24 protein-coding genes and 1 tRNA gene are annotated in these 25,680 nt (G+C 37.5%); 13 read left to right on the plus strand and 12 right to left on the minus strand.

Annotated elements, in window-relative coordinates:
* Positions 1 to 18 precede the first annotated feature (18 nt).
* The 6 genes from metF to HX129_RS11455 form a co-directional block, all read right to left on the minus strand.
* Positions 19 to 855, minus strand: coding sequence for a methylenetetrahydrofolate reductase [NAD(P)H] (gene metF / locus HX129_RS11430; protein ID WP_286434134.1), 837 nt, complete (start codon positions 853 to 855; stop codon positions 19 to 21).
* 186 nt (positions 856 to 1,041) lie between these two features.
* On the minus strand, positions 1,042 to 2,424 hold the full coding sequence (gene ahcY / locus HX129_RS11435) for an adenosylhomocysteinase (RefSeq protein WP_130073130.1): 1,383 nt from the start codon (positions 2,422 to 2,424) through the stop codon (positions 1,042 to 1,044).
* A 392-nt stretch (positions 2,425 to 2,816) separates the two neighbouring features.
* Positions 2,817 to 3,326, minus strand: a complete 510-nt coding sequence (locus HX129_RS11440; RefSeq protein ID WP_286434136.1) for a tetratricopeptide repeat protein — start codon at positions 3,324 to 3,326, stop codon at positions 2,817 to 2,819.
* A gap of 299 nt (positions 3,327 to 3,625) precedes the next feature.
* Complete coding sequence (locus tag HX129_RS11445; RefSeq protein ID WP_130073132.1) at positions 3,626 to 4,012, minus strand: carboxymuconolactone decarboxylase family protein; 387 nt, start codon at positions 4,010 to 4,012, stop codon at positions 3,626 to 3,628.
* Between the two features lie 173 nt (positions 4,013 to 4,185).
* A complete protein-coding gene (gene paaI, locus HX129_RS11450) occupies positions 4,186 to 4,590 on the minus strand; it encodes a hydroxyphenylacetyl-CoA thioesterase PaaI (RefSeq protein ID WP_286434139.1) in 405 nt (134 codons plus the stop codon).
* 208 nt (positions 4,591 to 4,798) lie between these two features.
* On the minus strand, positions 4,799 to 5,587 hold the full coding sequence (locus HX129_RS11455; protein WP_130073134.1) for a pseudouridine synthase: 789 nt from the start codon (positions 5,585 to 5,587) through the stop codon (positions 4,799 to 4,801).
* Between the two features lie 453 nt (positions 5,588 to 6,040).
* Here HX129_RS11455 and icd point away from each other — a divergent pair, with 453 nt between their 5' ends.
* Positions 6,041 to 7,294 carry an NADP-dependent isocitrate dehydrogenase gene (icd, locus tag HX129_RS11460; RefSeq protein WP_286434141.1) on the plus strand — a complete coding sequence of 418 codons (1,254 nt, stop codon included), beginning with the start codon at positions 6,041 to 6,043 and terminating at the stop codon, positions 7,292 to 7,294.
* A gap of 220 nt (positions 7,295 to 7,514) precedes the next feature.
* Complete coding sequence (locus tag HX129_RS17740; RefSeq protein ID WP_353622017.1) at positions 7,515 to 7,778, plus strand: pentapeptide repeat-containing protein; 264 nt, start codon at positions 7,515 to 7,517, stop codon at positions 7,776 to 7,778.
* A gap of 55 nt (positions 7,779 to 7,833) precedes the next feature.
* Here the strand turns inward: HX129_RS17740 and HX129_RS11465 are convergent, their stop codons facing one another.
* Positions 7,834 to 9,021: a YbfB/YjiJ family MFS transporter gene (locus tag HX129_RS11465; protein ID WP_286434145.1), complete on the minus strand. Its 1,188-nt coding sequence runs from the start codon at positions 9,019 to 9,021 to the stop codon at positions 7,834 to 7,836.
* A gap of 373 nt (positions 9,022 to 9,394) precedes the next feature.
* Between HX129_RS11465 and HX129_RS11470 the strand changes: the two genes are divergently transcribed.
* Positions 9,395 to 10,786: an L-cystine transporter gene (locus tag HX129_RS11470; protein ID WP_286436196.1), complete on the plus strand. Its 1,392-nt coding sequence runs from the start codon at positions 9,395 to 9,397 to the stop codon at positions 10,784 to 10,786.
* A 69-nt stretch (positions 10,787 to 10,855) separates the two neighbouring features.
* Here HX129_RS11470 and HX129_RS11475 read toward each other — a convergent pair whose 3' ends face one another.
* Positions 10,856 to 11,149: a DUF8200 family protein gene (locus tag HX129_RS11475; RefSeq protein ID WP_171457456.1), complete on the minus strand. Its 294-nt coding sequence runs from the start codon at positions 11,147 to 11,149 to the stop codon at positions 10,856 to 10,858.
* 231 nt (positions 11,150 to 11,380) lie between these two features.
* On the opposite strand from HX129_RS11475, the gene HX129_RS11480 reads away from it, so the two are divergent.
* On the plus strand, positions 11,381 to 12,211 hold the full coding sequence (locus tag HX129_RS11480) for a PhzF family phenazine biosynthesis protein (RefSeq protein WP_286434147.1): 831 nt from the start codon (positions 11,381 to 11,383) through the stop codon (positions 12,209 to 12,211).
* Positions 12,212 to 12,363: 152 nt separating this feature from the next.
* A complete protein-coding gene (locus tag HX129_RS11485) occupies positions 12,364 to 15,132 on the plus strand; it encodes a M16 family metallopeptidase (protein ID WP_286434148.1) in 2,769 nt (922 codons plus the stop codon).
* A 117-nt stretch (positions 15,133 to 15,249) separates the two neighbouring features.
* Here the strand turns inward: HX129_RS11485 and HX129_RS11490 are convergent, their stop codons facing one another.
* The gene (locus tag HX129_RS11490; RefSeq protein WP_180045109.1) at positions 15,250 to 15,702 is read right to left on the minus strand and encodes a DUF2726 domain-containing protein; all 453 of its coding nucleotides are present in this window, start codon (positions 15,700 to 15,702) and stop codon (positions 15,250 to 15,252) included.
* Positions 15,703 to 15,759: 57 nt separating this feature from the next.
* Positions 15,760 to 15,835: transfer RNA gene (locus tag HX129_RS11495), tRNA-Asn, on the minus strand.
* A gap of 535 nt (positions 15,836 to 16,370) precedes the next feature.
* On the opposite strand from HX129_RS11495, the gene mhpT reads away from it, so the two are divergent.
* Positions 16,371 to 17,573 carry a 3-(3-hydroxy-phenyl)propionate transporter MhpT gene (mhpT, locus tag HX129_RS11500; RefSeq protein WP_286434151.1) on the plus strand — a complete coding sequence of 401 codons (1,203 nt, stop codon included), beginning with the start codon at positions 16,371 to 16,373 and terminating at the stop codon, positions 17,571 to 17,573.
* Positions 17,574 to 17,929: 356 nt separating this feature from the next.
* Here the strand turns inward: mhpT and HX129_RS11505 are convergent, their stop codons facing one another.
* Complete coding sequence (locus HX129_RS11505) at positions 17,930 to 18,925, minus strand: helix-turn-helix transcriptional regulator (protein WP_130073143.1); 996 nt, start codon at positions 18,923 to 18,925, stop codon at positions 17,930 to 17,932.
* A 234-nt stretch (positions 18,926 to 19,159) separates the two neighbouring features.
* On the opposite strand from HX129_RS11505, the gene HX129_RS11510 reads away from it, so the two are divergent.
* The 4 genes from HX129_RS11510 to HX129_RS11525 are packed head-to-tail and all read left to right on the plus strand — an operon-like array spanning position 19,160 to position 22,919.
* Entirely contained in the window at positions 19,160 to 20,719 is a 1,560-nt protein-coding gene (locus HX129_RS11510) for a circularly permuted type 2 ATP-grasp protein (protein WP_286434154.1), read from the plus strand.
* Between the two features lie 22 nt (positions 20,720 to 20,741).
* Positions 20,742 to 21,356: an alpha-E domain-containing protein gene (locus tag HX129_RS11515; RefSeq protein ID WP_286436197.1), complete on the plus strand. Its 615-nt coding sequence runs from the start codon at positions 20,742 to 20,744 to the stop codon at positions 21,354 to 21,356.
* The gene (locus tag HX129_RS11520; RefSeq protein WP_180045112.1) at positions 21,353 to 22,135 is read left to right on the plus strand and encodes a transglutaminase family protein; all 783 of its coding nucleotides are present in this window, start codon (positions 21,353 to 21,355) and stop codon (positions 22,133 to 22,135) included. The genes HX129_RS11515 and HX129_RS11520 overlap by 4 nt, the downstream gene beginning before the upstream one ends.
* Positions 22,136 to 22,184: 49 nt before the next feature.
* The gene (locus HX129_RS11525; protein ID WP_174492382.1) at positions 22,185 to 22,919 is read left to right on the plus strand and encodes a proteasome-type protease; all 735 of its coding nucleotides are present in this window, start codon (positions 22,185 to 22,187) and stop codon (positions 22,917 to 22,919) included.
* A gap of 86 nt (positions 22,920 to 23,005) precedes the next feature.
* On the opposite strand, the gene alr is transcribed toward HX129_RS11525, so the two are convergent.
* Positions 23,006 to 24,079, minus strand: coding sequence for an alanine racemase (gene alr, locus HX129_RS11530; RefSeq protein ID WP_180045113.1), 1,074 nt, complete (start codon positions 24,077 to 24,079; stop codon positions 23,006 to 23,008).
* A 303-nt stretch (positions 24,080 to 24,382) separates the two neighbouring features.
* Here alr and HX129_RS11535 point away from each other — a divergent pair, with 303 nt between their 5' ends.
* The 3 genes from HX129_RS11535 to HX129_RS11545 all read left to right on the plus strand — a co-directional run bounded on the left by HX129_RS11535 (position 24,383) and on the right by HX129_RS11545 (position 25,662).
* Positions 24,383 to 24,631 carry a DUF4259 domain-containing protein gene (locus HX129_RS11535; RefSeq protein ID WP_218946253.1) on the plus strand — a complete coding sequence of 83 codons (249 nt, stop codon included), beginning with the start codon at positions 24,383 to 24,385 and terminating at the stop codon, positions 24,629 to 24,631.
* The gene (locus HX129_RS11540; protein WP_213072953.1) at positions 24,628 to 24,777 is read left to right on the plus strand and encodes a hypothetical protein; all 150 of its coding nucleotides are present in this window, start codon (positions 24,628 to 24,630) and stop codon (positions 24,775 to 24,777) included. The genes HX129_RS11535 and HX129_RS11540 overlap by 4 nt, the downstream gene beginning before the upstream one ends.
* 315 nt (positions 24,778 to 25,092) lie before the next feature.
* On the plus strand, positions 25,093 to 25,662 hold the full coding sequence (locus HX129_RS11545) for a hypothetical protein (RefSeq protein WP_180045114.1): 570 nt from the start codon (positions 25,093 to 25,095) through the stop codon (positions 25,660 to 25,662).
* Positions 25,663 to 25,680: the final 18 nt, after the last annotated feature.

The raw sequence follows: 25,680 nt of genomic DNA on the forward strand, positions 1-25,680 counted from the left end.
TGAAAGAAGTTTAAAAACTTATGCTAAACCAAGATCTAGCACAAGTTGGCGGTTGGGTTCTGTGTGGTTCATGGTGTAGAAGTGCAAACTTGGGGCACCACCTACAATGAGACGTTCGCAGAGTTTAACAACGACTTCATGACCAAAGGCTTTGATTGAAGCGGTGTCATCGCCATAAGTCGCAAGCTGTTTGCGAATCCAACGTGGAATTTCTGCACCTGTACCATCTGCAAAACGAATCAAATTGCTTGCATTGGTAATTGGCATAATGCCGGGTGCAACAGGAATATCCACACCTTCTTTTTGAATGCGATCTACAAAATAGAAATACGCATCTGGATTAAAGAAGAACTGCGTCAGTGCTGCATTTGCACCTGCACGAGCCTTGTCACAAAAGTGCTGAATATCTAAGTCAAAGCTGTCTGCTTGAGGATGCATTTCAGGATAAGCTGCAACCTCGATATGGAAATGATCACCTGAATGTTCACGGATAAAACGAACTAAGTCAGTTGCATAAGGTAATTCACCTAAGCCCACTTGACCAGAAGGTAAGTCGCCACGAAGTGCAACAATACGCTCAATGCCTTGTGACTTGTACAGATCCAGCAATTCAGCAATACGTTGTTTACTGTCACCTATACAAGAAAGATGTGGAGCAACAGGCGTGCCTTTACCATTAAAGTCATTTAGTGTAGACAATGTGCGTTCACGAGTCGAACCACCTGCACCATAAGTCACAGAGAAAAATTCTGGATTTAATAACTGAAGTTCTTGATGAACAACTTTAAGCTTTTCCGCACCAGCATCAGTTTTGGTTGGGAAGAACTCAAAGGAAATCGGGACACGTTTCGTCATGTTTAAGTCCTTTTTTATAAATACTTTTTATTTAAAAAAAATCCCCTCATCCTAACCTTCTCCTTGAGCCATATATGGCGCAAGAGAAGGGACTTTTACAATGAAGAGTTCCCTCTCTTGCGCTTAGCTTCAAAGCAGTGCTTGAAGTACGCTCAGGAGAGGGTTAGGGAGAGGTATTTATAAAACTTAGTATTTATAAGCTTCAGATTTAAATGGACCTTCAACAGCAACACCCAAGTAATCTGCTTGCTCTTGAGTTAATGTTGTTAATACACCACCAAAACCTGCAACCATTGCCGCAGCAACTTCTTCATCTAATTTTTTAGGAATAAGTTCTACGCGGATTTTTGCCGCTTTTTGGTCTTCAGGAAGATCAGCAAATTTTTCAGCAAATAAGTGCATTTGACCGAGTACTTGGTTCGCAAAAGAACCGTCCATTACACGTGATGGGTGACCTGTTGCGTTACCAAGGTTTACCAAACGACCTTCTGAAAGAAGGATTAAATAATCGTTTTCATTTTCTGTACGATACACTTGATGTACTTGTGGCTTCACTTCAACCCATTTGTAACCACGTAAATAGTTGGTGTCGATTTCAGTATCGAAGTGACCGATGTTACACACAACTGCACCCGCTTTTAAGCTGTCTAACATCGCAGCGTCACATACGTGGTAGTTACCCGTTGTTGTGACGATCAGGTCAGTGTTTTGAAGAAGATCTAAGTTGATGTCTTCTTTCTTGCCAGTTTGTACGCCGTTTTTGTACGGAGCAACAACTTCGTAGCCGTCCATGCATGCTTGCATTGCACAGATAGGGTCAACTTCAGTGACACGTACAATCATGCCTTCTTGACGAAGAGATTGAGCTGAACCTTTACCCACGTCACCATAACCAATTACAAGCGCACGACGACCAGATAAAAGCATATCTGTACCGCGTTTGATTGCATCGTTCAATGAGTGGCGGCAACCGTATTTATTGTCATTTTTAGATTTAGTAACAGAGTCATTTACGTTGATCGCAGGAACTTTTAAAGTACCATCGCGGTGCATTTCATACAGACGTTGAACACCTGTTGTTGTTTCTTCGGTAATACCGTGGATTCTAGCAATCACTTCAGGATATTTTTCATGAACAAGCGCAGTTAAGTCACCGCCATCGTCCAAAATCATGTTGGCATCCCAAGGTGTGCCGTTGACATTAATCTGTTGTTCTAAACACCAAACGTATTCTTCTTCAGTTTCGCCTTTCCAAGCAAATACAGGAATACCTGCAGCAGCAATTGCAGCAGCAGCGTGGTCTTGCGTAGAGAAAATATTACAAGATGTCCAACGAACTTCTGCGCCTAATTCAACCAGTGTTTCAATGAGAACAGCAGTTTGAATAGTCATGTGGATACAGCCAAGAATTTTTGCACCTGCAAGTGGTTTTGCAGCAGCATAACGCTTACGAAGACCCATTAAAGCTGGCATTTCTGCTTCAGCAAGTTTGATTTCTTTGCGACCATAGTCTGCAAGTGAAATATCGGCAACTTTATAATCTGTAAATGAAGCATTAACCGCGTTCATCACGATCTCCTTAATAAAAATAAAAATTGATCAGTATGTTCGCGGATGCCGTTGTTGGTATATCTGAATAGAATACCGATGGTCGAGCCTAGCGATCTTACATTTAGTGCCTGTAAGAAAGTCGCAGCATCCCTCGACTGTGGCGTATTGTACTTGGAAATTGCTTTGATTCCAATGTGATCTTGTTGCTTTATTCATCGAGCTGTATCTCAATGCCTAATTTTGTAAGCTGAGATTAGATAGCTTCTTCTATTCTTTGAAATCACAATGTTCGTTCTGTTAAATTATGTCTTTCATTATATTTTTTGAATTAAGCGATCAGTCTAATCTTGAAGCTTTTTGATCAGAATGAATAAGCTCATTGAAAAACATATTCAATGAGCTTATTACCTTTATTCTGCAGCTTGCACTTTTTCTGCCCAAAAATCAGCTTTTGCTTCATTAATATCCACACCCAAACCATGTTCATAAATGGCGACAAGGTCACGCATGGCTTGTACTTCGCCAAGTTTAGCAGCTTGTTCTAGCATTTCGATTGATTTAACCACATCCTTTTCTACCACATCCCCACGGCGGTAAAAATTGGCTAATTCAAAAATGGCAGCAGGGTGATGGTGTTTAACAGCTTGTTCTAACCAACGATGTGCATGTTCAAAGTAGGCTTTCGCTTCTTCAGGATCTTCTTCTAGCATATCTTTTGCATAGACTGCATAGCCTTCGCCCAACCAGTACATCGCTTCAACATGCCCCAATTGTGCGGCTTTGAGTGCCCATTCTTCTGCTAATTCAACATGTTCATCTTTTTCACTTTGCATATAAATTTCAGCAAGTTCAAATTGAGCATTACGGTTGCCAGCCATCGCACGGTTATATAATTCAGTTGAAATAGGGAGATCAGACATATTCAAAAATCCAAAGCATTAGAGCGTTATAGCCTAAAAGGTTATCACAAAAAAGCCAATCCGAAGATTTGCATCATTAATAGAATGAGTTGGATCATTGAAGACTAAAAATTAAGATCATGATCATAGTCACCTTTGGACGATTCTGAAGTAATTTTAAGTAAGATAATGAAACCCTCTATAAAGATATTGACTCATTAAATGATGTGTATTTTGGGGGCTTAAAACTACAATTTAGATTTAAAATATATAGTTTATGAAGGCTAGATTGGAACTAGCCTTATTCTGTTATTTCTATTCTATTTAGTTTGTGAGTATTCATTAATTACTTCGAGTGCCGCACGAAAAGCTTCTTGCGTGGCAGGTGCTCCACAATAAGGAAGGCTATGCAACAGAACTTCTTGGATTTCTTCAACAGTTGCTCCATTGTTTAAGGCGCCACGCACGTGGCCTTTTAATTCAGTTGGGCTTTTTTGCGCCGTTAAAAAAGCAATGGTAATGAGAGAGCGATATTTACGTGGTAACACGCCTTCACGTTGCCAAGTAGAACCCCATGCATGTTCATTAATCCAATCTTGTAAAGGTTGTGTGAAAGGCACAGTATTTTCTTGTGCACGTTTTACAAAACTTTCGCCCATGACTTCTGTGCGAACTTTTAAGCCATTTTCATAATCTTGTTGTGACATTGACCTTGATCCTGATCATTTAATAGTATGTGCTATAGCCTAAAGCTTTTTGTACAGAAAACCATAGGCGGAACGTCTAAGTTCAGAAAACTATTGCACTTCAGTGTTGTAAAAGCTCAAAGGTTTAGCGCAATATTGAGTGATCTGTTCTGTCTTATCTGCTTTTGGTCATATTAAGTGTTTTGAATCTTCTTGGCCATGCGTGATACACCTCGAAATTCTGCAATAATTTCATTGTGTTGGTTGGTAAGGGTAATATCGTAAATTTCAGAACGACCGCTAGGGGCCTTGAATAGCGCTTTTGCAGTTAATGTATCGCCGACTTTTGCTGGTTTTAAATAGCTAATCGTACAATGTTGCCCAACCGCAGTCGTTTCAGAATTACAGGCAACCGCAAATGCACTATCTGCAAGCGTAAAGATGATACCACCATGACATGTTCCATGTCCTTGCGTGTGTTGAGTCGTAATGGTTAAGGAAAGCTGTGCTGTTTTATGTGCATAGTGATTAAGATGAACACCTAAATTTTGCATCACGGCATCATTTTCAAAAACATTTTTTTGCAAATCCTGTGTCATATTAAAATCCTATTAGTGATACTTAATTATTTTTAAATATAAAATAATGTATCATAAATAGCATTTTACTAGCGCTAGGACAAGACACATATCTGCTGAAATTTAGATGATTTAAAATAAATCAATTAGAATGATGATTAAAATATGGGCTTATCGAAGTGAGAAAATTAAAAAAGCCCACTGTGTGAGCTTTTTAAAAGCTTAAAACTTAACGTCCGTTACGCCCCCGACCACGTGGTGCTTTAGTGTTTGGACGTGTGGTGCCATTAGTTTTACGTTTTGGTCTTTCACTTTCATCCATCTGCCAAATACGCTTTGTCCCTGACTTTTTCACAGAGCCATCTTTATTTTTACGAACCATCGGTTTACCGCCTGTACCACCCGGTTTTTTCACATAAGAACGTGAACGATAAGGTTCTTCCGCAGGTACATTTTGAAAGTCAGGATATAAAAGAGGTTCGATTTCTTTAGTTTCCCCTGGTTGTAAAGCCATTTGTACTAAATCAATCGCACCAATTTTCGTCCGAATTAAACGCAAAGTTGGAAAACCCACAGCCGAAGTCATACGACGAACTTGGCGGTTACGACCTTCACAGATTGAAATTTCAATCCAAGAGGTTGGAATATTGGCACGGAAACGTACAGGAGGATCACGCTCCCATAACCATGCTGGTTGCTCAACTTTTTCAGCTTTAGCAGGCAAAGTCATACCATCTTTGAGTTCAACACCTTGACGCAGTTGCTCTAAAGCTTCATCAGTCACGTCACCATCGACTTGAACTAAATAGGTTTTAAATTTTTTATTGGCAGGGTTGGTAATATATTGGTTGAGTCCGCCGTGATCGGTAAGAAAGACCAAACCTTCTGAGTCCATGTCCAAACGACCTGCCAAACGCAAAGTCGAATCTTGGACGAAGTCAGACATGGTCATGTGGGCTTCATCTTTACGGAATTGGGAGAGAACCCCATAAGGTTTATTGAGAATAACAATTTTCATAAAATTAACTGTTTAAATAGAAATATCGTGGGGCATGAACGAGGTGAACCGTTGACTTACCCATTTAAAAAAGGGGCGTGGGAGTGCGGAAAAATTGAAGCCCACAGAATGTTATGGATTATAACAGAATTAAATTTGATGCTCTGCACATTTCTCTATAGATATTTGTTGTTTGAAAAGCTTGATTTAAATAGACATGAGCAATTTGGGGCTATAAACCCTGATGTGATATTGAATTTAAAATAAAAATGATCATAGAAATAGACGTGAATTGAGATCAATGTAAAAACAATGTATTTCATTCAATAGAGAAATGTAGTTATTCCTGATATAAATCTCAAAAGTATGCAAATTCGATTAATCTGTTATAAATAAACACAGATGGAACAAATCGTTTCTGAGCAATTATTTTTATTTTACAAATGCTAATTATAAAAAGGGAGCACCTGCACAATGGGTTATCAAAAGATCGTTGTACCTGCGGATGGCAGCAAAATTACAGTTAATGCAGATTTATCCTTAAATGTTCCCAATCATCCCATTATCCCATTTATTGAAGGCGATGGTATTGGCGTCGATATTACCCCAACCATGAAAAATGTGGTGAATGCAGCCGTACAAAAAGCTTATGGAAGTAAACGTTGCATTGAATGGATGGAAGTGTATTGCGGTGAAAAAGCCAATAAAATTTATGGCACTTATATGCCAGAAGAAACTTTTGAGGCCTTGCGTGAATATGTAGTCTCGATCAAAGGGCCTTTGACAACTCCTGTTGGCGGGGGAATTCGCTCGTTAAATGTAGCATTGCGCCAAGAATTAGACCTCTATGTCTGTGTACGTCCTGTACGTTGGTTTAAAGGTGTACCATCACCAGTACGTCATCCTGAATTGACGGATATGGTTATTTTTCGTGAAAATTCAGAAGATATTTATGCAGGCATCGAATGGCAAGCTGATTCACCTGAAGCGAAAAAAGTCATTAAATTTTTAAAAGAAGAAATGGGTGTCACAAAAATCCGTTTTGAGGAAAATTGCGGTATTGGCATTAAGCCTGTGTCTAAAGAGGGTACACAGCGTTTGGTGCGTAAAGCCATTCAATTTGCCATTGATAATGATAAGCCGAGTGTGACGTTAGTTCATAAAGGCAATATCATGAAATATACCGAAGGTGCATTTAAAGAGTGGGGCTATGAACTTGCGATTGAGCGTTTCGGTGGGGAGCTAATCGATGGTGGTCCTTGGGTGAAAATTAAAAACCCTAAGACGGGTAAAGATATTGTCATTAAAGATGTGATTGCCGATGCCTTTTTACAGCAAATCCTGATGCGCCCTGCAGATTATTCAGTGATTGCAACCTTAAATTTAAACGGTGACTATGTTTCTGATGCCTTGGCTGCAGAAGTGGGAGGAATCGGGATTGCACCAGGGGCAAATATTGGTGGTGCAATAGCTGTATATGAAGCCACACACGGCACAGCACCAAAATATGCAGGTCAGGACAAAGTGAACCCAGGTTCAATCATTTTGTCTGCAGAAATGATGCTGCGTGATATGGGGTGGATTGAAGCTGCTGATTTGATTATCAAGGGTATTTCAGGTGCAATTGCAGCGAAAACTGTGACTTATGATTTTGAGCGTTTAATGGAAAATGCTACATTGTTACGTTGTTCTGAGTTCGGAAATGCGATCATACAACATATGGATTAAGATTTAGAACGCAAACAGAGCCTGCAAAATTTGCGGGCTTTTTATTGACGCTGAACTTGTAGAGATAGATGATCAATTGGATTAAGTCTTTTAGTGATTTAAAACTAAGTAATTTAAAAATAATGAGATAAAACGATGAGGGGAGGTAATGATGTATGATTTTATGTTTGAACAAAATTTTAGAAGTTCTGTGTTTATTGGAAAATATCAATTTAATGCGATGAATTTACATCGAGTGCGATTGAATCAGCTGAATTTAACAGGTTTTACATGGGTGAAGAGCAATTTACGCGGTGCGTTTATTGCTCAGTCAGAATTTAAAAATTGCCATTTTATTGGTGCGAATTTGATTACACTGATGATTAATGACTGTCATTTTGAAAATTGTATTTTTGAGAATTGTGTGATGAAACATATGCAAATCATCAAAACAAATTTTGTGAATTGTCGTATAAATTCAATGCTTGATTTAGATTTTATGTAGGAAATAGATGGAATATTTCCTACACAGTTCAAATATTTTTGGATCAGAAAATCTCTTAATGCTGTGTATATTTAGGCAAAATAGTTCGTGAACTATAGACAAAAAACTGTACCGTTCCCAATAATAAAACTGTTGCCGCCAAAACAAATTGTTGATGATAAGACACATCAAAATGTTGCAAAGCACTAAAACATAAACCACCAATCAATTGCGTCAATGCAAAACATAAAGTCGCCATACTCCATAGTTTTTTATATGCTCCACCATATAAATGCATAATGGTATAGGAGGTCAAAAATACCACCGCAGGATTCAGCAGACCTGTAAAAAATGATGAGGTATAAGTCAATATAGGGTGAATATTGAACACCGCAATGATAATTGCAATCACATAAGCGCTATATAAAAGTTTCAAAGCGCTAAAATGCCCAAACTTTCGTGCACAGAGATACGCTGTCACCGCACCTAAGGCACTACCTGAACCGTATAAAATCCAATTTAAATTAATATGATATAAATCAAGACTCAATGTATTCCTTAAATAGTCAATCCAAAATAATGAGTGTGGTACATAGGCAAAAGCACTGCATGAATAGACGATCAATAAGCAAAAATACATGCCATCAATGATGCTGCCTTGTTGTGTCACTGCCTGAATACGGCTTAAATGCTGTTGGAAAATGTTGAGTAAATAAGAAAGAATGAAGCAAATAAATAAGGCAAATGCAAATAAAATGAGCCATGCCATCTGTGTGGAGATACGGTCTAAAAATGGCATAAATAAAGTTGCTAACAGCACCCCAATGCCTATACCACTAAAACCAATAAAATTAATTTTTAAGCGATCTTGAGCAGCACAACATTGCACAACAACACTAGGTGCAAGAATCATCAGCAAACCACCACTGATGCCTGAAATCGTGCGCCAGACGATATACCAAAGCTTGGGAAAGTCAGCAAAGGCACAGCTTAAAAGACTCATTGTTCCGGTAAAAGCAGCGTAGCGTAGATATTTTGCCATGCTTTGATTTTGTGGTAATTTCATCGCAACAAATGCACCAATCAAATAACCGAATAAATTGGCACTGCCCAAAATACTGGCAAAATTTGTTGTCCATTCATAACTTTCGCGCGTTGAGGGTAATAGGGCTGTGTAGGAAAAGCGAAATAAGCCGATGCCTAGGCATGTACTTAAGCACAGGAAAAGGCTGAGTTTAATTTTACTAATCTGAGTGTCATCCATGCTATTTTTTATCTTTCGGTCAATATTTAAACTCACCCTAAATCTCTTCGTGGTACTTGGCAAGTCATAAACATGATTTATTTAAAGGATATTTCTGTTGTACATGAACGGAGCATCAATGGTGTGAAATATTCATTTCTTTCAATGTAGAAAAAATGTGATTGCGGTTTGAGTTTTATGTTAGATTTTTTGCGTGATTTATTTTATTTTCAGAAAAGCTTAGCAATTTTTTAGATATATAGTCGAATATATTGATATTACAAATAATTCATCTGCCAATAAAAAGTACAGTGTTATATATAAAAGTGCTAAAAAATCATGGCTACAGCTGAATTGCAATATAATAGGGCAGTACGAAATTTTGGAAAATTAAATGAATTATCCACTCGTTTTGAATATTTTAATATTCTTAGCTCTCATTTATTTACTTTCACAAACCCGAAAAACCGACTGGAGTTTAGCCAAAAAGGTTTTTGCTGGTTTGTGTTTAGGTGTCGTTTTTGGCTTAGCATTACATTGGGTCTATGGCGCACAACCTGAGATTTTAGCTGAATCTATTCAGTGGTTTAACATTGTAGGTAATGGTTATGTGAAACTTTTACAAATGGTGGTGATGCCGTTGGTCTTGGTTTCAATTTTAAATGCGGTAATCAAATTACATGATGCCTCATCGCTCGGAAAAATAAGTATTTATAGTATTGGTACTTTATTAACTACAACATTTATTGCAGCATTAGTGGGAGTATTTGTTACTAATTTATTTGGTTTAAGTGCAGCAGGTTTGATACAAGGTACACAAGAAACAGAACGTTTAGCCAAAATTAATGCCGAATATGTCGGTAAAGTCACTGATCTGAATGTTCCTGATTTTATTCTTTCTTTTGTTCCAACTAACCCTTTTGCCGAAATGACAGGTGCACATCCGACTTCAATTATTAGTGTGGTGATTTTTGCGACTTTTTTAGGTTTGGCAGGTATACAGCTGATCAAAGATGCACCTGAGAAAGGGCAACGTATTGTCACCGCCATTGATACTTTACAAGCATGGGTGATGAAACTTGTACGTTTGGTGATGTTACTGACTCCTTATGGCGTATTTGCTTTAATTACCAAAGTCGTTGCCAGTTCTAAAATGGTGGATATTATTAATCTGGGCGGATTTCTTGTTGCATCCTATCTTGGATTGGCAATCATGTTCGCTGTCCATGCGATTATTTTAACTTTGACAGGAATTAATCCGCTGCGATTCTTTAAAAAAGTATTACCTGTGTTAACTTTTGCGTTTACCAGTCGTTCAAGTGCAGCAAGTATTCCTTTAAATATTGAAGCACAAACGCAACGTTTGGGTGTGCCTGAGTCGATTGCTAGTTTTTCAGCATCTTTTGGAACCACGATTGGTCAAAATGGGTGTGCAGGTTTATATCCTGCTATGCTTGCGGTCATGGTCGCGCCAACAGTGGGGATTAATCCTTTAGATCCAGTGTGGATTTTGACGCTGGTTTGTATCGTGACTTTAAGCTCGATTGGGGTTGCGGGTGTAGGTGGTGGTGCAACATTTGCTGCTTTGATTGTATTGCCTATTATGGGCTTACCTGTGACTTTGGTTGCATTACTGATTTCAATTGAACCTTTGATTGATATGGGACGCACAGCATTGAATGTCAATGGTTCAATGACGGCAGGTATGGTCACCAGCCAATTTATGGGACAAACAGATCAGGCTATTTTGAGCAATGATGCTGATTTGGAATTATCAAATCGTTAAACTTTTGCGTTAAAATGACTAGAATATAAAGTCATTTAAGCCCGTGGAGCATCAGTAAATGAGTGAAATTTACTGATGCTTTTTTGTGTGTACTGCATTACACTGCGCCAATTCAGCAGATTTATAACTCCAAATTTGACCGTGAGTATTTTTATAAAATCGCAAGGGTCCTGTATGTCTTACCAAACCTTGACATGCTTCAAGTGATAACTGCTCACCAAAAGAACCTGTCACACGACACACACTGCCATTACATTTCCATCGTAGCTTTGCATGATTTTGCATGACGACCGTTACTTGTCCTTTATAGCGAGTTCCTGCCATCCATGTGGTATTTTTTGCATGGACAATGGGGCTAATCATAAAAAGACTCAGTATTAAACTGGGTATTAGATGATGGATTATTCTCATAAAATATCTACTATTTTACCAACAATACTGAGTTATAACATTGATTGATCTCTAAAGCAGCGGCTGATTATGACAATAAGTTTAAGTGCATAGGACTTAGATCTGTATCTATTTAAAAACAAATGTTGTATCTGTATTCATTTTTGATTTGGCTTAAAATAAGTGGAAATGAGGAGTTTTACCATGAAAATGTACCAAGTCGATGCTTTTAGCCAAAACTTATTTAAGGGAAATCCTGCTGCTGTATTGGTCTTAGATGAGTGGCTAGAGGATGCTTTGATGCAGAATATTGCTTTAGAAAATAACTTAGCAGAAACTGCTTTTATCAAAAGAATTGATGACAGTCATTTTGAAATACGTTGGTTTACCCCTGTACTTGAAGTTGATTTTTGTGGGCATGCGACTTTAGCATCTGCATTTGTATTATTTAAAGATTATACCGTTGAAAAAACTATTCATTTTCATGTTAAAAATCTCGGAATATTTATCATTGAGCAAGCTGAAGATGGCAAAATCAAAATGAATTTTCCGATTCGTGCAGCACAACCGCTAAAGGATTATCCAGACTTACTTCATCATGTTATTGATCAGCCTATTCAAGCGGTGTATGAAAATGCACAAGCATTTATTTTAGTGCTTGAATCAGCACAAGCGGTCATTGATGCTGTGCCAGATTTAGTTGCTATCCAAAAGTTAGCAGAAAGTTATAAAGTAAGTACCACGATTACTGCACACGAAGATCAGCCTGATGTCACCATTACGGCCGCATCTGATCAATATGATTATGTTGCACGTTATTTTGCACCTCATAAAGGTATCAATGAAGATCCCGTGACTGGTTCTATGCATACAGGTTTAGCGCCGTTATGGGCTGAAAAATTAGGCAAAAATCAACTGATTGCTTATCAAGCATCTGCACGAGGCGGAAAACTATATTGCAAAATTTTGGATGAAAATCGTATTGAAATTTCAGGCTATGCCAAACTGTATATGCAGGCAGAGCTTTATATTTAATCTGAATTTAATTGTCGTGTAGCAAGAATAGAACAAAAGCCGTTGAAAAAAACGGCTATGTTTTCAAAAAATTACTGTTTATTTGTTTCAGGCTTTTTTAAGATAAGCTATCTATAAGTTTTTAAAATTTCTCAAAAAAATCTGGAATTTCTATGTTAATGCGGTTCAAAAAACTCACTTTATCACTTTGTTTATTGGGAATCAGTGCAACAGGCTCTGCACAAACGGTTTTAGTTAAAACTGAACATAATATTGAAGAATATAAGCTAGACAACGGCTTTCGGGTGTTATTGGCACCCAATGATAAAGAGAGTAAGGTCTTTGTGAATACTGTGTATTTCACAGGTTCTTTAAATGATCCAAAAGGCAAAGGCGGTTTAGCACATTTACTTGAACATTTGGCATTTAAAGGCACAGAAAATGTCAAAGGCGAAGAATTTCAGCGCCGTTTAGACCGTTATACCTTAATGACCAATGCAAGTACGGATTATTATTCAACAAAATATACCAATATCGTACGTCCTGAAGCGGCTGCTTTAAATGAGATCATTTATTTAGAAGCTGAACGTATGGATAAATTAGTTCTACAAGAAAAATATGTACCGTCTGAAATTAACATCGTCATGCGTGAGCGTGAAGTGCGTATGGATCAGCCTTTTGCGGTGTTGATGGATCAAATGTGGAAAGCCGCCTATGGTAATCAGTCCTTAGGGCGTTTACCTATCGGTGATTTATCTGAATTACAATCGATTAAAATGAATGAGTTAAATAAATTTTATAAAGATTGGTATGCACCGAATAATGCGGTGATGGTGATTTCAGGTAAGTTTGATAAAGCCGAAGTGTTAAAGCAAATTGATAAAAACTTTAGCCCGATTCCTGCACGTGCCTTACCACAGCAAGCGCAAGTTCCGCTGTTAGATTCTGCGGTCGTGAAAAGTCGCCAATTTTTAGTACAAAAGGGCAGTGATTTAGCCAAGTTTAATATCTATATGAATGGGAAAAACCAAGCGATTCAGCCAGCACTTGCACTAGCGCCTTATTTATATACCTTACAACCCAGTGGTCATTTATATTCCAATATGGTGGAAACAGGCATTGCCACCAATGTGCAATCGACCACATGGTTAGATGATGACTTTAACTTGGTCTTTATGGGGGCAATTTATTCACCAAAACATGATGAAAAACGCATTAGTCAATCTTTGATTTCAGAGATTGAAAAAAATCCAAGCTTTACTGAGGTTGAGTTAAAGCGCGTAAAAAATCTTATGAAAAATGCCCAAGATAATCTGCTGAGTAGTGCCACTTCTGTCGGTTCTATGCTGAGTGAATATGTGGTGTCTTCGCATGGTGATTGGGCGCAATATTTTAAAGATCAGCAAGCGATTCAAGCCCTAACCGTAGAGCAAACCAATAAAACGTTGAAAGAATTTTTAACCGCACAACATCGTTTTAGCGGTGACATTCAACCGACACCTGAAGCACAAAAGAAAGCCTTGGAACAGAAACAAAGCACTGAAAGTAATAAAACTTTAGATCAGCAAATGGTTGCAGAAGAACCATTAAAATCAGTCGATGAATATAAAAGCGAAGTTGCTGACTATGTAAAAACGTCTCAGCAATTGTTAAATCAAACTGAGCAAAAAATTCAGCGTGGTACGCTAAAAAATGGCATGCAATATGCGTTATTTCCAACTACAACCCGTGATGACAAAACCTATGCCACAATAAATATCGGTTTTGGTACAGCGGAATCTTTATTTAACAAAGATGAAATTATTGAATTTACATCTTATTTATTATTAAGAGCGTCGGATAAATATAGTTTGCAAGACATTGCGGATAAATCGATTGAAGCAGGTGGCTTGGCGACAGCAACTTCGGCAGACAATGGGATTCAGATCCAAATTTCAGCGAAAAGTGAAAAATTTGATGACTTTTTCCAATATATTGTTGAGGTGTTGAAAAATCCTAAATTTGAACAATCGCAGTTTGATTTGATTAAATTACAAAGTTTAGCCACTTTAGATCGACCTTATACTGAGCCTGAAACAGTGGCAGCTTTGACCATTTCTCGTTTATTAGAAACCTATAAAGCGGGGGATTTACGTTATCACTATGAACCTGAGCTTGCAAAAAAACAAATTAAGGCAATGACCAATCAGCAAGTGAAAGATTTGTATAAAAAATTCTTTGCAACGCAACATGCCCAAATTGCGATTACAGGTAAATATGATGCAAAGCACATTGAAAATATTTTGAATCAACAACTTGGAAATTGGAAAAGTAAAGAAAAATATGTGCGTTTAAGTGGCGATTTTGATCAGTACAAAGCACAAAGAGTACATGCTTTATCAGAGCAACGAGAGTTTGGTAATTATCAAAGTATTTTAACGATTCCTGTTGGCGCATATCATAAGGATGCTCCAGCTTTGATTGTATTGGACAGTATTTTAGGTGATTCACAATTGTCTTCACGTTTAGGTAAAGAATTACGTGAAAAGAATGCTTTGGTATATGGTTTTGGTAGTCAGTTACAACTAGATGATGTGGTTGACTCGGGTGCAATTAAAGTTGAAGCCAACTATACAGCAGGTAAATCTGCACAAGTTTCACAAGTGATTCATCAAGTCTTTACTGCACTTTTAAATCAAGGTGTAACCGAGCAAGAAGTGGAAGCAGCCAAAGCACGTATTATGAAAAAACGAGTCACTGCACTTGAAGATGATCGTATTATTCATCAAATGCTTGTGCCACAAATGCAAAACCAAAAGACCTTAAAAGATCGGGCGATACGTGATCAAGAATTTGCCCAGTTGAGCAAAGCGGATATTGATGCGGTGATTAAAAAATATATCAAATTAGATCAATTGGTTGAAGTCATGGCAGACCAATATGGCACTGCGCAAAAGCCTTAATTAAATGAAATAAATATTCTCTCCTTGTAAAGCACTGAAATATGCTTGATCAAGGAGAGTTTTTTATGTATTGAATCATGAGCTAAAAGTTATATACGATCCACGATCGGGTTGCCTTTATTGTATATTTTTAAAATCTTTTCTTAATTGTTGCAAGGTTGGAATTTGGGTATATCGGAACACGGTATAACCCGCTTCATGCAACATGTCATCGCGTTCTGCATCTCGTTGCTCTTGTCCGATGTGGCTTGGGTCATCTAACTCAATAATTGCTAAGACTTGAAAATGATCATTCACAATCACAAAATCAGTGACTTTACGATTAAAACGAGCACGAAACTTATATTGTTTACTGGTCAATAGCGCACTAAAAGCAACTTGAGCCAAGATATGATATTGGGGGAAGGCATCTTTTAAACGCACAAACATTTTTTGTTCAAAATGGGTAAGAATAGGTTTTGAATAATATTGTTGTTTTTTAAATAAATGGTGACCAAAACAAATCATGAAAAAAGCGAGGCAAGCAGCACAGCCGATAACAAAAAATACAATTTCATGTAAATCAAACATAAAAGACAATCTTAAAAAATAAAAAACCCACTCAATCTAGAGTGGGTTTTTAGAATTTGGCTCTCCAACCTGGGCTCGAACCAGGGACCTGCGGATTAACAGTCCGTCGCTCTACCGACTGAGCTATTGGAGAATCTGAGACGCATTTTAGTGATGGAACTGAAGATGGTCAAGGGAAATATGCAATATTTCCCTATAATTGCTTGCGTTTGATATAAAATTAACCATTTCAAGGGGTTTATAGACAACGGCGGTGAAAAATTGGCTGAAGAATTGGTTTTAAATACAAATTCGAATGAGATGAGGATTATTCTTACGTCGTTCTAAGGATCTCGTGGAGAATTTATTGAAAAAATTATTGCAATCGTTATGACAACGTCGATGAATTTGCAATTCATCAACGAAAAGTAAGTGTATAGATTTTATCTATGGCTCAATTAGTGAAAGCTTTTATTTGAATAAGTATTTGAATCATAATATAAATATATCTATTTATTTGTAATAGCGATTAATAATTTAAGTTTTAAGTCTTATTTATTTGAAAAATTAAGCTATTTCCTACGGCAAATCCGACCATTGTCGTGCTATGTCTTCTTGGGCTTTGATTCCACAATAGCCGAGCAAATCACTTAGGTATTCGGTTTGTTCACTATTGATGGAGATCAATCATGGCACAACAGTCAACAAAGGTGCAAAAAATACTCACTGTATTTTTATGTTTCTGGGTCGCATTTTTTGAGGGATTCGATTTACAAGCACCTGGCATCGCAGCAAAAGGAATCGCAGCGACATTTGGTTTAGACCAAATACAAATGGGCTATGTCTTTAGTTTAGGTGTTTTTGGAATGCTTTTTGGGGCATTCTTTGGGGGACGCATTGCAGATTATTTAGGGCAAAAGAAAGTATTGATGCTATCTATTGCAATTTTTGGTGTGTTTTTCAGCTTATCTGCACTCGCGCCCAATTTAGAAGTTTTATATATTTCACGTTTTGTAACGGGTTTAGGTCTAGGGGCAGCAATGCCGACGATGATTTCAGTCGTAGGGGATGAAGCCACTGATACGAATCGAGGCAAATTAAATAGTCTCATGTATTGCGGTTTGCCTGTCGGTGCAATTTTTGTGGCAGGGCTCGCCATTTTCTTTCCAAATATACAATGGCAAACGATTTTCTTGATTGGTGGAATTACCCCTCTGATTTTGCTTCCATTTATGGCATTGATTTTAAAGGATAAAGTAACATCACCGGAAAATGTTACAGTAACAGCAGAACCTGTTCCAGCCATGCACGAGATTTTATTTAAAAATAATACTTATAAACAAACATTGCCATTGTGGGTGAGCTTCTTTTTCACCTTAATGATTAATTATATTTTAATCAGTTGGTTACCAAATTTATTGATGGATCAAGGTTTAAGTAAAAGCGAAGCATTTACGGTAATGTTAGTATTCCAAGTGGGTGCTGTCATTGGAACCTTAGGACTTGGATATTTACTAGATCGTCTTAAATTGTGGCAAATGGCTGTGATTATTTATACGGGTTTATTTGTTGCTGTGTTGATTTTATTTACCACACATTCGCTGGCGCTGTTGATTGTAGCAGGGGTGTTGGGAGGTATGTTTTCTACGGGTGGTCAGTCAATTTTATATGGTATTTCCCCAATTTTTTACTCACCTGCTGGCAAGGTAACGGGCGTGGGGAGTGCAATTTCTCTTGGACGTTTGGGGGCAATGACAGGACCATTATTAACAGGGAAAATTCTAGCTTTAGGCTTAGGAACGACAGGTATTTTAATCGCAAGTGCACCAGGCATTATTTTATCTGCGGTCGCAGTGACAGTACTCTCACGTTATAAAGCCAAGCAAAAGTAATTCATGGATTTTGCAATGTTGAGTGAATAGTGATCATGAAAATGGTCACTTTTTTATTTGTAAGATAAAAATATCAGGATAATTGTTTAAGATAAATTAAGAATAGAATTTCTAAATTGGTTATTTCACAATCAAAATAAACTCGGCTAAATTAAAATTACATTCAAACGAGAGGTAACAGACATGACAATGAAGAGCATTCGATTTAATACAGGCGATTTAGCTTGCTGATATTCAGGCGCTATTTTTCATTCTCCAATATTTTAAATGCAAGTATCAAATGAAAATTTGAAACTCGCATCTTTTAAAACAAGAATAAATTAAGAATATTGAAGAGCCTGCGGGGGCTCTTTTTTTTATTCTATTTCATGCACTGCATTAAACACTTCTACAGGTTCAATACGAATCAATTTTTTACCAAAACTCCTTAGCCACCAAACCAATTGTGAGGTGAAAGGAACAACCGCGCTGACTTCGTAAAGTTCATCATTGAGCTTCTTCACTTTTTGTGCCTTACTCAGCTGGCTCTCAGTAAAATATTGAGCATCATCTTCATGCATGACCAATTTTAATTCAATATTTTCAGTGGGTTTATTGAAATTAACACGGAAACCCAATGCGCCTGAGTCAATATAGACATCAATATCAAAATCCACAGGATGCAGGGCCCGGCTTTCTAAAACATGTGCTGATTTAAAACGATGTAATGCAAAAGTTTGCACTTCGGATTTGTCATGACGGGTACAGATCAGGTAAATAATGGCTCCTTTTTGCACTAAGCCAAGTGGATTTAAAATATAGGTTTTCTCTTCACCTAAATGTCCACGTGCACGATAAACGCATTCGATTTGTTTGTCTTGTAATAAACCTTCATAAATCGCCTGTTGTGCTTGACGTTCAACCATTGGGGGAATCACAGGTTGATTGGCAGGGACGATGCGTACTCGGTTAACCCACTGGCGCACATTATTTTGTGTGGAAAGACTCCGCCGTGCGAGATCAAACCATGGATTCATTTCTTCGATCAGACTCGGTGGTAATAAATGGTTAAGATGTTCTTCAACCATCATAAAGGTCACTGCCTGTGAACTGGTCATGTGCGGTAAGCTCTGAATCGGTGCATCTGAGCGCCAACGCCAACCTTGTGGCACTGTTTTGTTGTTTTCGATTGGAAAGCGTTGTGAGATTTGATTCAAGTCACGTTGAATGGTACGTAAGCTGATTTCAATACCTTCACGTTCTAAAGTTTCTTGCAATTCACGGGTGCCCATCCATTTTCCAGTAGAAAGGCGAGATAAAATTTGCCACTGACGGTACAGGCTGTTTGAAGTTTCTTTTTCTTGGGAAGACATAATCCGATTACGAAAATAAGTGAATGAAAGATAAAACCTGAATAACAATAGAAAATATCAGCTCGTTAAGCAAGGCTTATCCCTAAAAAGTCTGTCTATATTTTGAAACAAGTTCATGCAAAATTGCACTTGAGTCTGTAAATAAATGCTGAATAAATAATCAATGTGTTTAGTCTATTTGGCATTGTTTTTGCTACTACAAAGTAACATTTTATAACAAAAGTAGAGGTTTATATGTTTAAAGAAGATCACCCTACAAATTTAAGTCTTGAACATTTTGCACTGCCTGTAGAGGCATTAGACAATTTAGAAAAACAAACTACTTTGGATTTAAACATAGCATCCATATATCAAGGCAAAGCTTTATTGGCGCAAATTCAAACCCAATTTTTTAACGAATTGACAGATGATGTACATTTGTCGGTTGAGATCCGTCAAAAATTAGAAGCTTGGTTAGCACAACATAGTTTAGATGAATTGCATCAACTCAATGATTTGTCTAAGTCTCATTTTATGTATCACGGCATCACATTTGCAGTGTATAGCGAGTCTGAAAATATTGAACGTACCATTCCATTTGACTTGATCCCACGTATTATTGCGAAAAAACAATGGGTGAAAATAGCAGCAGGCTGTACGCAGCGGATTCAAGCATTGAATTTATTTTTAGATGATATTTATCATCATGCTGAAATTCTAAAAGCTGGAATTATTCCAAAACTACAAGTGTTTAGTCATGAAGCATTTCAACCCCACATGTTGAATTTTCAAGTCAAAGGTAAAGTGTATAGTCAAATCAGTGGTGTGGATTTAGTACGAGATCAAGCGGGTGAGTTTTATGTACTGGAGGATAATTTAAGAACACCTTCAGGCGTATCTTATATGCTTGAAAGTCGTAAAATTAGCCAAAAGATCATGCCTGAATTGTGTCAACTTAACTTACAAGGTATTGAGCATTATCCAAATTTATTAAAGCAAATCTTGGCCGAAAGTGCTTATGTCGACTCACCTTGTATTGTGGTTCTTACCCCAGGTCGTTTTAACAGTGCCTATTATGAACATGCTTTTTTAGCAAGGGAAATGGGTATTCCTTTAGTAACATCAAGTGATCTTTATGTTGAGAACGACAAGGTTTATGTGAAAACAGTCCGAGGTAAACAACGAGTTGATGTAGTTTATAGGCGAATTGATGATGCCTTTCTTGATCCATTGTGCTTTAAACCTGAAAGTGTATTAGGTGTGGCGGGACTCATGTCCGCATATTTAAAACAACAGGTTGTAATTGCCAATGCACCTGGTACAGGTGTTGCTGATGATAAATCGATTTATCCTTATGTGGATAAAATGATCGAGTTTTATTTAGGTGAACAAGCGATTTTAAAGAATGTTCCAACCTATTCATGCCGAGATCCACAACATTTAGATTATGTTTTATCGAATATGGAGCGTTTAGTGGTCAAGGAAGCACAAGGTTCAGGTGGTTATGGGATGCTCATAGGTTCTCAAGCTACTGATGCTGATATTGCTTGCTTTAAACAAAAGTTGATTGCTGAACCACATGCTTATATCGCTCAACCTATTTTAGATTTATCTATTTCGCCAACATTGACAGAAGATGGCATTGACGCACGTCATGTTGATTTACGTCCTTTTATTTTAAGCTCGCCTGAACGGACAGAAATTGTACCTGGTGGTTTAACGCGTGTCGCAATGCAAAAGAACTCATTGGTGGTTAATTCTTCCCAAGGTGGTGGAATTAAAGACACGTGGGTATTGGATCAATTGCATAACTGACACTCACCTGAGGAGAATAACAATGATTTTATTAAGCAGTAATGCACAATATATTTTTTGGTTAGGACGCTATCTGACACGCATTCAATATGCATGCAGTTTATTTCCATTTACAGAAGATGAATCAGCAAGGCACTATGCCCATGCATTTTGTCTGCCTGCGTTTGATGCATGTTCATTAAATGAATTGATTTTAGACCCAGAACAACCGTTTTCATTTCACCAACAATTTCAAAATGCCAAGAATAATATTCATGATTTACGTGGCGTATTGTCCGCACATTGTTTTGCTGAATTGAATCAATTGTTACGACAAGCTGAAAATCATGCGGGTTATATTTGTGATGTTGCTGCTGAGTGTAATGATGTGCTTGAAGCAGAAGCAGAAGCAGATGAAGATATATTTATGTTTTTTTGTTTAGGTCAAAAAGTTGAACAATTAGATCGCCATATTCGCTTACAACAAAACCGACAAGCCGTATTAACAGAATTAGATGTGCTGATTGAACAATTTAGGGTATTGGGGTGGACGAGTTTAGCAGCGGCTTGGCAACAATTGAAAAAGATGCCTGATTGTAATCATTTTTATCATTTTAGCGACCACATACAAAACCTTTTTGAGATGGATGCCGCATGAAACTTATGATCAATCATCAGACCTATTACCAATATACTGCACCTGCAAAAAACAGTATTCAGTATATTAAAATGATGCCACAGAGTAATCGGCATCAGGAAGTATTGCATTGGAATATCAGTGTTCCTGGGCAAAATACTTGTCAAAAAGATCAGTTTGATAATATGTGGATGACTGCAACACAGCATTTTGAATATATGGACTTGATGATTATGGCGCAAGGTGTGGTGGATATTGATGAACATAATTTGTTTGGCATAGACACGGCATTGGATCCGATGCACTTTTTACAAGTGACCCCATTTACGCAGTGTTCATCTGAAATGTTGCAATTTGCTCAGCAATATGTGACTCATATTAATGTGCAAAATTTACAGCGTTTAGCGGCAGCGATTTTAAATGAAATGCCATATATGCCTGCGACAACTACAGTGAGGCATCAGGCAAGCGAATCTTTTGCTGCAAAACAAGGTGTTTGCCAAGATCATAGCCATGTATTTATTGCGATGGCAAAGGCATTGGGTGTACCTGCACGTTATGTTTCAGGTTATTTGTTTGTCAATGATCAGGCACACTTAGCGAGTCATGCATGGGCAGAGGCTTTTATTCAAGGAAAATGGTATTGCTTTGATGTGAGTAATCAAATTTTTCAGCCAAATTCACATATTTATATCGCAACAGGACGAGATTATTGGGATGTTGCACCTGTACGAGGAGTACGTTCACATGGGGGACTCGAGTCGATGCATTCTATTGTACAAGTCTTGGCTTGTGCCTAGAATATGGGTGAATAAAATCTGTATCAGTAAGAAAAAATAAGGAAGATCTATGACCTATTGTTGTGCGCTCCGTTTAAAAGATGGCCTGGTCTTTATCAGTGATACACGAACCAATGCAGGCGTCGATCATATTTCTGTTTATCGAAAATTGTATACCTTTGGAGTTGACGGTGAGCGTTTTATTTGTATTCAGACTTCAGGCAATTTGGCGACAACACAAGCAGTGATTGGGCATTTAAATAATCATTTAACCTTAAAACAAGAGCCGAATCTCTATAGCGTCAATACCATGTTTGATGTGGCCGGTTTGGTTGGACAAACTTTGCGTAAAGTCATTGCTGATGTTACAGAAGATACACAGGAACAGAGTAACTATTTTTGTAGTTTATTGGTCGGTGGTCAAATTAAAGGTGAAGAGATGCAGCTTTATAATATTTACCCACAAGGTAATTTTATCTCTGCGACTAGTGATACGCCTTATTTTCAAATTGGTGAAAGTAAGTATGGTAAACCAATTTTAGACCGTGCTTTAAGCTATGAAATGCCTTTAGATGAGGCGTTGCGTTGTAGCTTGATTTCGTTTGATTCAACGCTACGTTCAAATGTCTCAGTGGGTATGCCATTAGATAGCTTGGTGTATCAAAAAGATGCTTTTAATATTCCGCAAGGGAAACGAATCAATGAAGAAGAGCCTTATTTTCAGCATATTAGTAAGCAATGGTCAGAAACTTTGAAAAAGGGTTTACAGGATTTACCAAAACCAAATGAGGATTTTTTTCAGTAACTAAAAATATTCTAAACTTAAACTTTTTACTGAAAATTGTGAAGAAAAATCCAAGCATTTGCTTGGATTTTTAAGTCAATAAATATTTAGATTTTCTTACGAACAGGGCGGTTACTTAGGCGACAGAGTAATTCATAACCAATTGTACCATTGGCTTCTGCGACATCATCAACCCAACGATTTTTACCCCAAAGTTCAACTTGGGTTCCTAAAGGTGCATTTAAACCCGTAATATCGATCGCAATCATATCCATGGCAACACGACCAATCACTGGAGTGAGTTTCCCGTCGATTGCGACATAATTTTGCTTTGGAAATGCGCGTGGGTAACCATCGCCATAACCAATTGAGACAATGGCAATATCCATGTCTGTTTCGGCAATAAAGGTAGAGCCATAACCGACAGATTCACCTGCTTGAATCGAATTTAAGGCAATAATTTCAGCCGTAAAAGTCATCACTGGTTTGATATCTAAATCTTGGACAGACTGATCTGCAAAGGGTGATGCACCGTACAACATGATGCCCGGACGGACAAAATCAAAATTAAGCTCAGGCCATTTAAAAATAGCAGCAGAGTTACAGCAAGACCCCATGATGGGCGCGCAGGCTTCTTTTACATGAAGAAATTGATTTTTTTGTTGTTCATTTAAGGGATGATTTTCAGCATCTGCATTGGCAAAGTGCATGGCAAGTACACAGGTAAAACCATCGGCTTTGAGTGCGTTGATGACGTCAATAATTTCAGGTACTTTAAAACCCAAACGATTCATTCCGCTATTCAATTTGACCCAAACTTTTAAGCCTTTAGCAATATAGGCATCTTTTTGAGTGCGTAACCAGTCCAATTGTTCTTGCTGATGTACGATCACTTCAATGTTATTTTCAACCACCACTGCCATTTCATCGGCACTAAAAATACCTTCGATTAAAGTAATGGGCTGTTGATAACCCAACGCACGAATTTCTAAGGCTTCTTCAAGACAAGCAACACCAAATGCATCTGTTTCAGCGAGGGCGGCTAAACAGTCTTTTACGCCGTGCCCATAGGCATTGGCTTTGACCATACTGACAATTTTAGCAGTTGGGGCAAGTTGTTTAACACGGTTTAAATTATATTGCAGAGCTTCGCTATCAATATAAACTGTTGCTTGGCGCACCCTGATTACTCCTTCAGGAAGATGAAAAACATAAACGTGCAGTCAAAGCTGCACGTTTTTTGAATGATCAGATTGGATCTTTCTACTAGCGTCTATTGTATGCCGTTCATTATGAAATAAACATCAACATTTATGTTTTTGATGATCTCCATATTTTATATCGGGAAAATAGAAAATCATTTATCTATCATCACCATGATTTTACATTTGCTTAAATAAATAAAACGCTTGGCTCTATTGTATCCGTTGATTTTTTAATACGCTATCAATTTGAAAATACATCATTGTATATGAGGAATAAAAATGGGCGCTTGGTCACACGAACCGTTTGGAAATGATGATGCTTTAGATTGGGTGGATCAGCTTGTCGAGGGTGGAAATGATGAGTCTGTTTTAGCCCGTGTTTTTAATCGTGCAATTGAAAATCAAAAAGATTATTTAGAGGCAGATGAAGCTTCTATGATTGTGGCTGCTGCTGAAGTTGTGGCTAAATTATTAGGTAAAGGAATACAAAAGATAATGCTTCAACAGCACAAGTTGATGAATGGGTGAGTTCTATTGGGTTTCAACCCTCAGTAGAAGTATTAGAAAAAGCGCAAACTGCATTAGATTTGGTTTTAAGTGATGACTCAGAATTAAATGAACTTTGGGGTAAACCGAAGATTATGCTGTTTGGCGTAATAGTATTGAACGTCTAAAAGCAGCATTATCAATCTTGTAGATTTAAAAATCGAATGGGAAATCATCAGGCTGTTAACACAAGGCGATAAAGCATTTTTAGATGAAATGTTGAAAATGGCTGATGCAGTATGTGTATAATGATCGATATTGGATCAAATTTTTGAAAATATGGACAATGCTGGAATGCGGAGTTTGATATGTATTTATAACGATAAAATATTGATTTGAATCACTAAAATTTTTATAAAAATAGAGTCTACTTTATGCAGCTTTATATTTTGTTAGTTTTTTCATTGTTTACGATATTTTCAATACAACAAAGCATGGCTTGTATGCCGCATACTCCAAAAGATGTTTTTATCGCACGTTTCCAAGCCTCTCAAGCTGCACAGGGGGATTCAAGAAGTTTTACAGTTCAATTGAGTGCAGATCAATTTATTTTTCGTTCTTGGATTGATCAATTTAACTATGCAAAACCTACACAATGGCAAAGTACATTTTCTAGTCAAAATATTAAAAAGGACAGTTTGATCATAGGTTTAGCCTATACTCCCGATGGCGCTAAACCTGAGCAATATCAAATTGCTTCATTTGCAACTTTGAGTTGTGCTCATAATCAGCTCAGTGTTTCTAAACCCGTGCAGCCGTTTTTAGCTTGGAATCGACAGACAGCAAATTGTGCAATTGGGGATCGGAAAACGATTGGTATCTTAGACGGGTTTATACAATACGATCAATCGCATTACTTAGCACAACTTCAACAAAAATATCCAACATGTGAACAACTCAATAAAGCATTTCCACCGCTAAAAATGAATGAAAATATTCAGCATCCTCAATCATTTTTAAGTTTTAAACGATGGTGGAAAGACTTTGTAAATAAGTTGCAGTCACTGTTTTAAAGTGAAGATTTGAAAAAA

Source organism: Acinetobacter sp. 251-1, from assembly GCF_030329305.1.
Taxonomy (GTDB): domain Bacteria; phylum Pseudomonadota; class Gammaproteobacteria; order Pseudomonadales; family Moraxellaceae; genus Acinetobacter; species Acinetobacter piscicola_A.

Bases quoted from the DNA above. Each gene is read 5' to 3' on its own strand.
- metF (WP_286434134.1), bottom strand. From the start codon at position 855: ATGACGAAACGTGTCCCGATTTCCTTTGAGTTCTTCCCAACCAAAACT.
- ahcY (WP_130073130.1), bottom strand. From the start codon at position 2,424: ATGAACGCGGTTAATGCTTCATTTACAGATTATAAAGTTGCCGATATT.
- HX129_RS11440 (WP_286434136.1), bottom strand. From the start codon at position 3,326: ATGTCTGATCTCCCTATTTCAACTGAATTATATAACCGTGCGATGGCT.
- HX129_RS11445 (WP_130073132.1), bottom strand. From the start codon at position 4,012: ATGTCACAACAAGATTATGAAAATGGCTTAAAAGTTCGCACAGAAGTC.
- paaI (WP_286434139.1), bottom strand. From the start codon at position 4,590: ATGACACAGGATTTGCAAAAAAATGTTTTTGAAAATGATGCCGTGATG.
- HX129_RS11455 (WP_130073134.1), bottom strand. From the start codon at position 5,587: ATGAAAATTGTTATTCTCAATAAACCTTATGGGGTTCTCTCCCAATTC.
- icd (WP_286434141.1), top strand. From the start codon at position 6,041: ATGGGTTATCAAAAGATCGTTGTACCTGCGGATGGCAGCAAAATTACA.
- HX129_RS17740 (WP_353622017.1), top strand. From the start codon at position 7,515: ATGAATTTACATCGAGTGCGATTGAATCAGCTGAATTTAACAGGTTTT.
- HX129_RS11465 (WP_286434145.1), bottom strand. From the start codon at position 9,021: ATGGATGACACTCAGATTAGTAAAATTAAACTCAGCCTTTTCCTGTGC.
- HX129_RS11470 (WP_286436196.1), top strand. From the start codon at position 9,395: ATGAATTATCCACTCGTTTTGAATATTTTAATATTCTTAGCTCTCATT.
- HX129_RS11475 (WP_171457456.1), bottom strand. From the start codon at position 11,149: ATGATTAGCCCCATTGTCCATGCAAAAAATACCACATGGATGGCAGGA.
- HX129_RS11480 (WP_286434147.1), top strand. From the start codon at position 11,381: ATGAAAATGTACCAAGTCGATGCTTTTAGCCAAAACTTATTTAAGGGA.
- HX129_RS11485 (WP_286434148.1), top strand. From the start codon at position 12,364: ATGTTAATGCGGTTCAAAAAACTCACTTTATCACTTTGTTTATTGGGA.
- HX129_RS11490 (WP_180045109.1), bottom strand. From the start codon at position 15,702: ATGTTTGATTTACATGAAATTGTATTTTTTGTTATCGGCTGTGCTGCT.
- mhpT (WP_286434151.1), top strand. From the start codon at position 16,371: ATGGCACAACAGTCAACAAAGGTGCAAAAAATACTCACTGTATTTTTA.
- HX129_RS11505 (WP_130073143.1), bottom strand. From the start codon at position 18,925: ATGTCTTCCCAAGAAAAAGAAACTTCAAACAGCCTGTACCGTCAGTGG.
- HX129_RS11510 (WP_286434154.1), top strand. From the start codon at position 19,160: ATGTTTAAAGAAGATCACCCTACAAATTTAAGTCTTGAACATTTTGCA.
- HX129_RS11515 (WP_286436197.1), top strand. From the start codon at position 20,742: ATGATTTTATTAAGCAGTAATGCACAATATATTTTTTGGTTAGGACGC.
- HX129_RS11520 (WP_180045112.1), top strand. From the start codon at position 21,353: ATGAAACTTATGATCAATCATCAGACCTATTACCAATATACTGCACCT.
- HX129_RS11525 (WP_174492382.1), top strand. From the start codon at position 22,185: ATGACCTATTGTTGTGCGCTCCGTTTAAAAGATGGCCTGGTCTTTATC.
- HX129_RS11535 (WP_218946253.1), top strand. From the start codon at position 24,383: ATGGGCGCTTGGTCACACGAACCGTTTGGAAATGATGATGCTTTAGAT.
- HX129_RS11545 (WP_180045114.1), top strand. From the start codon at position 25,093: ATGCCGCATACTCCAAAAGATGTTTTTATCGCACGTTTCCAAGCCTCT.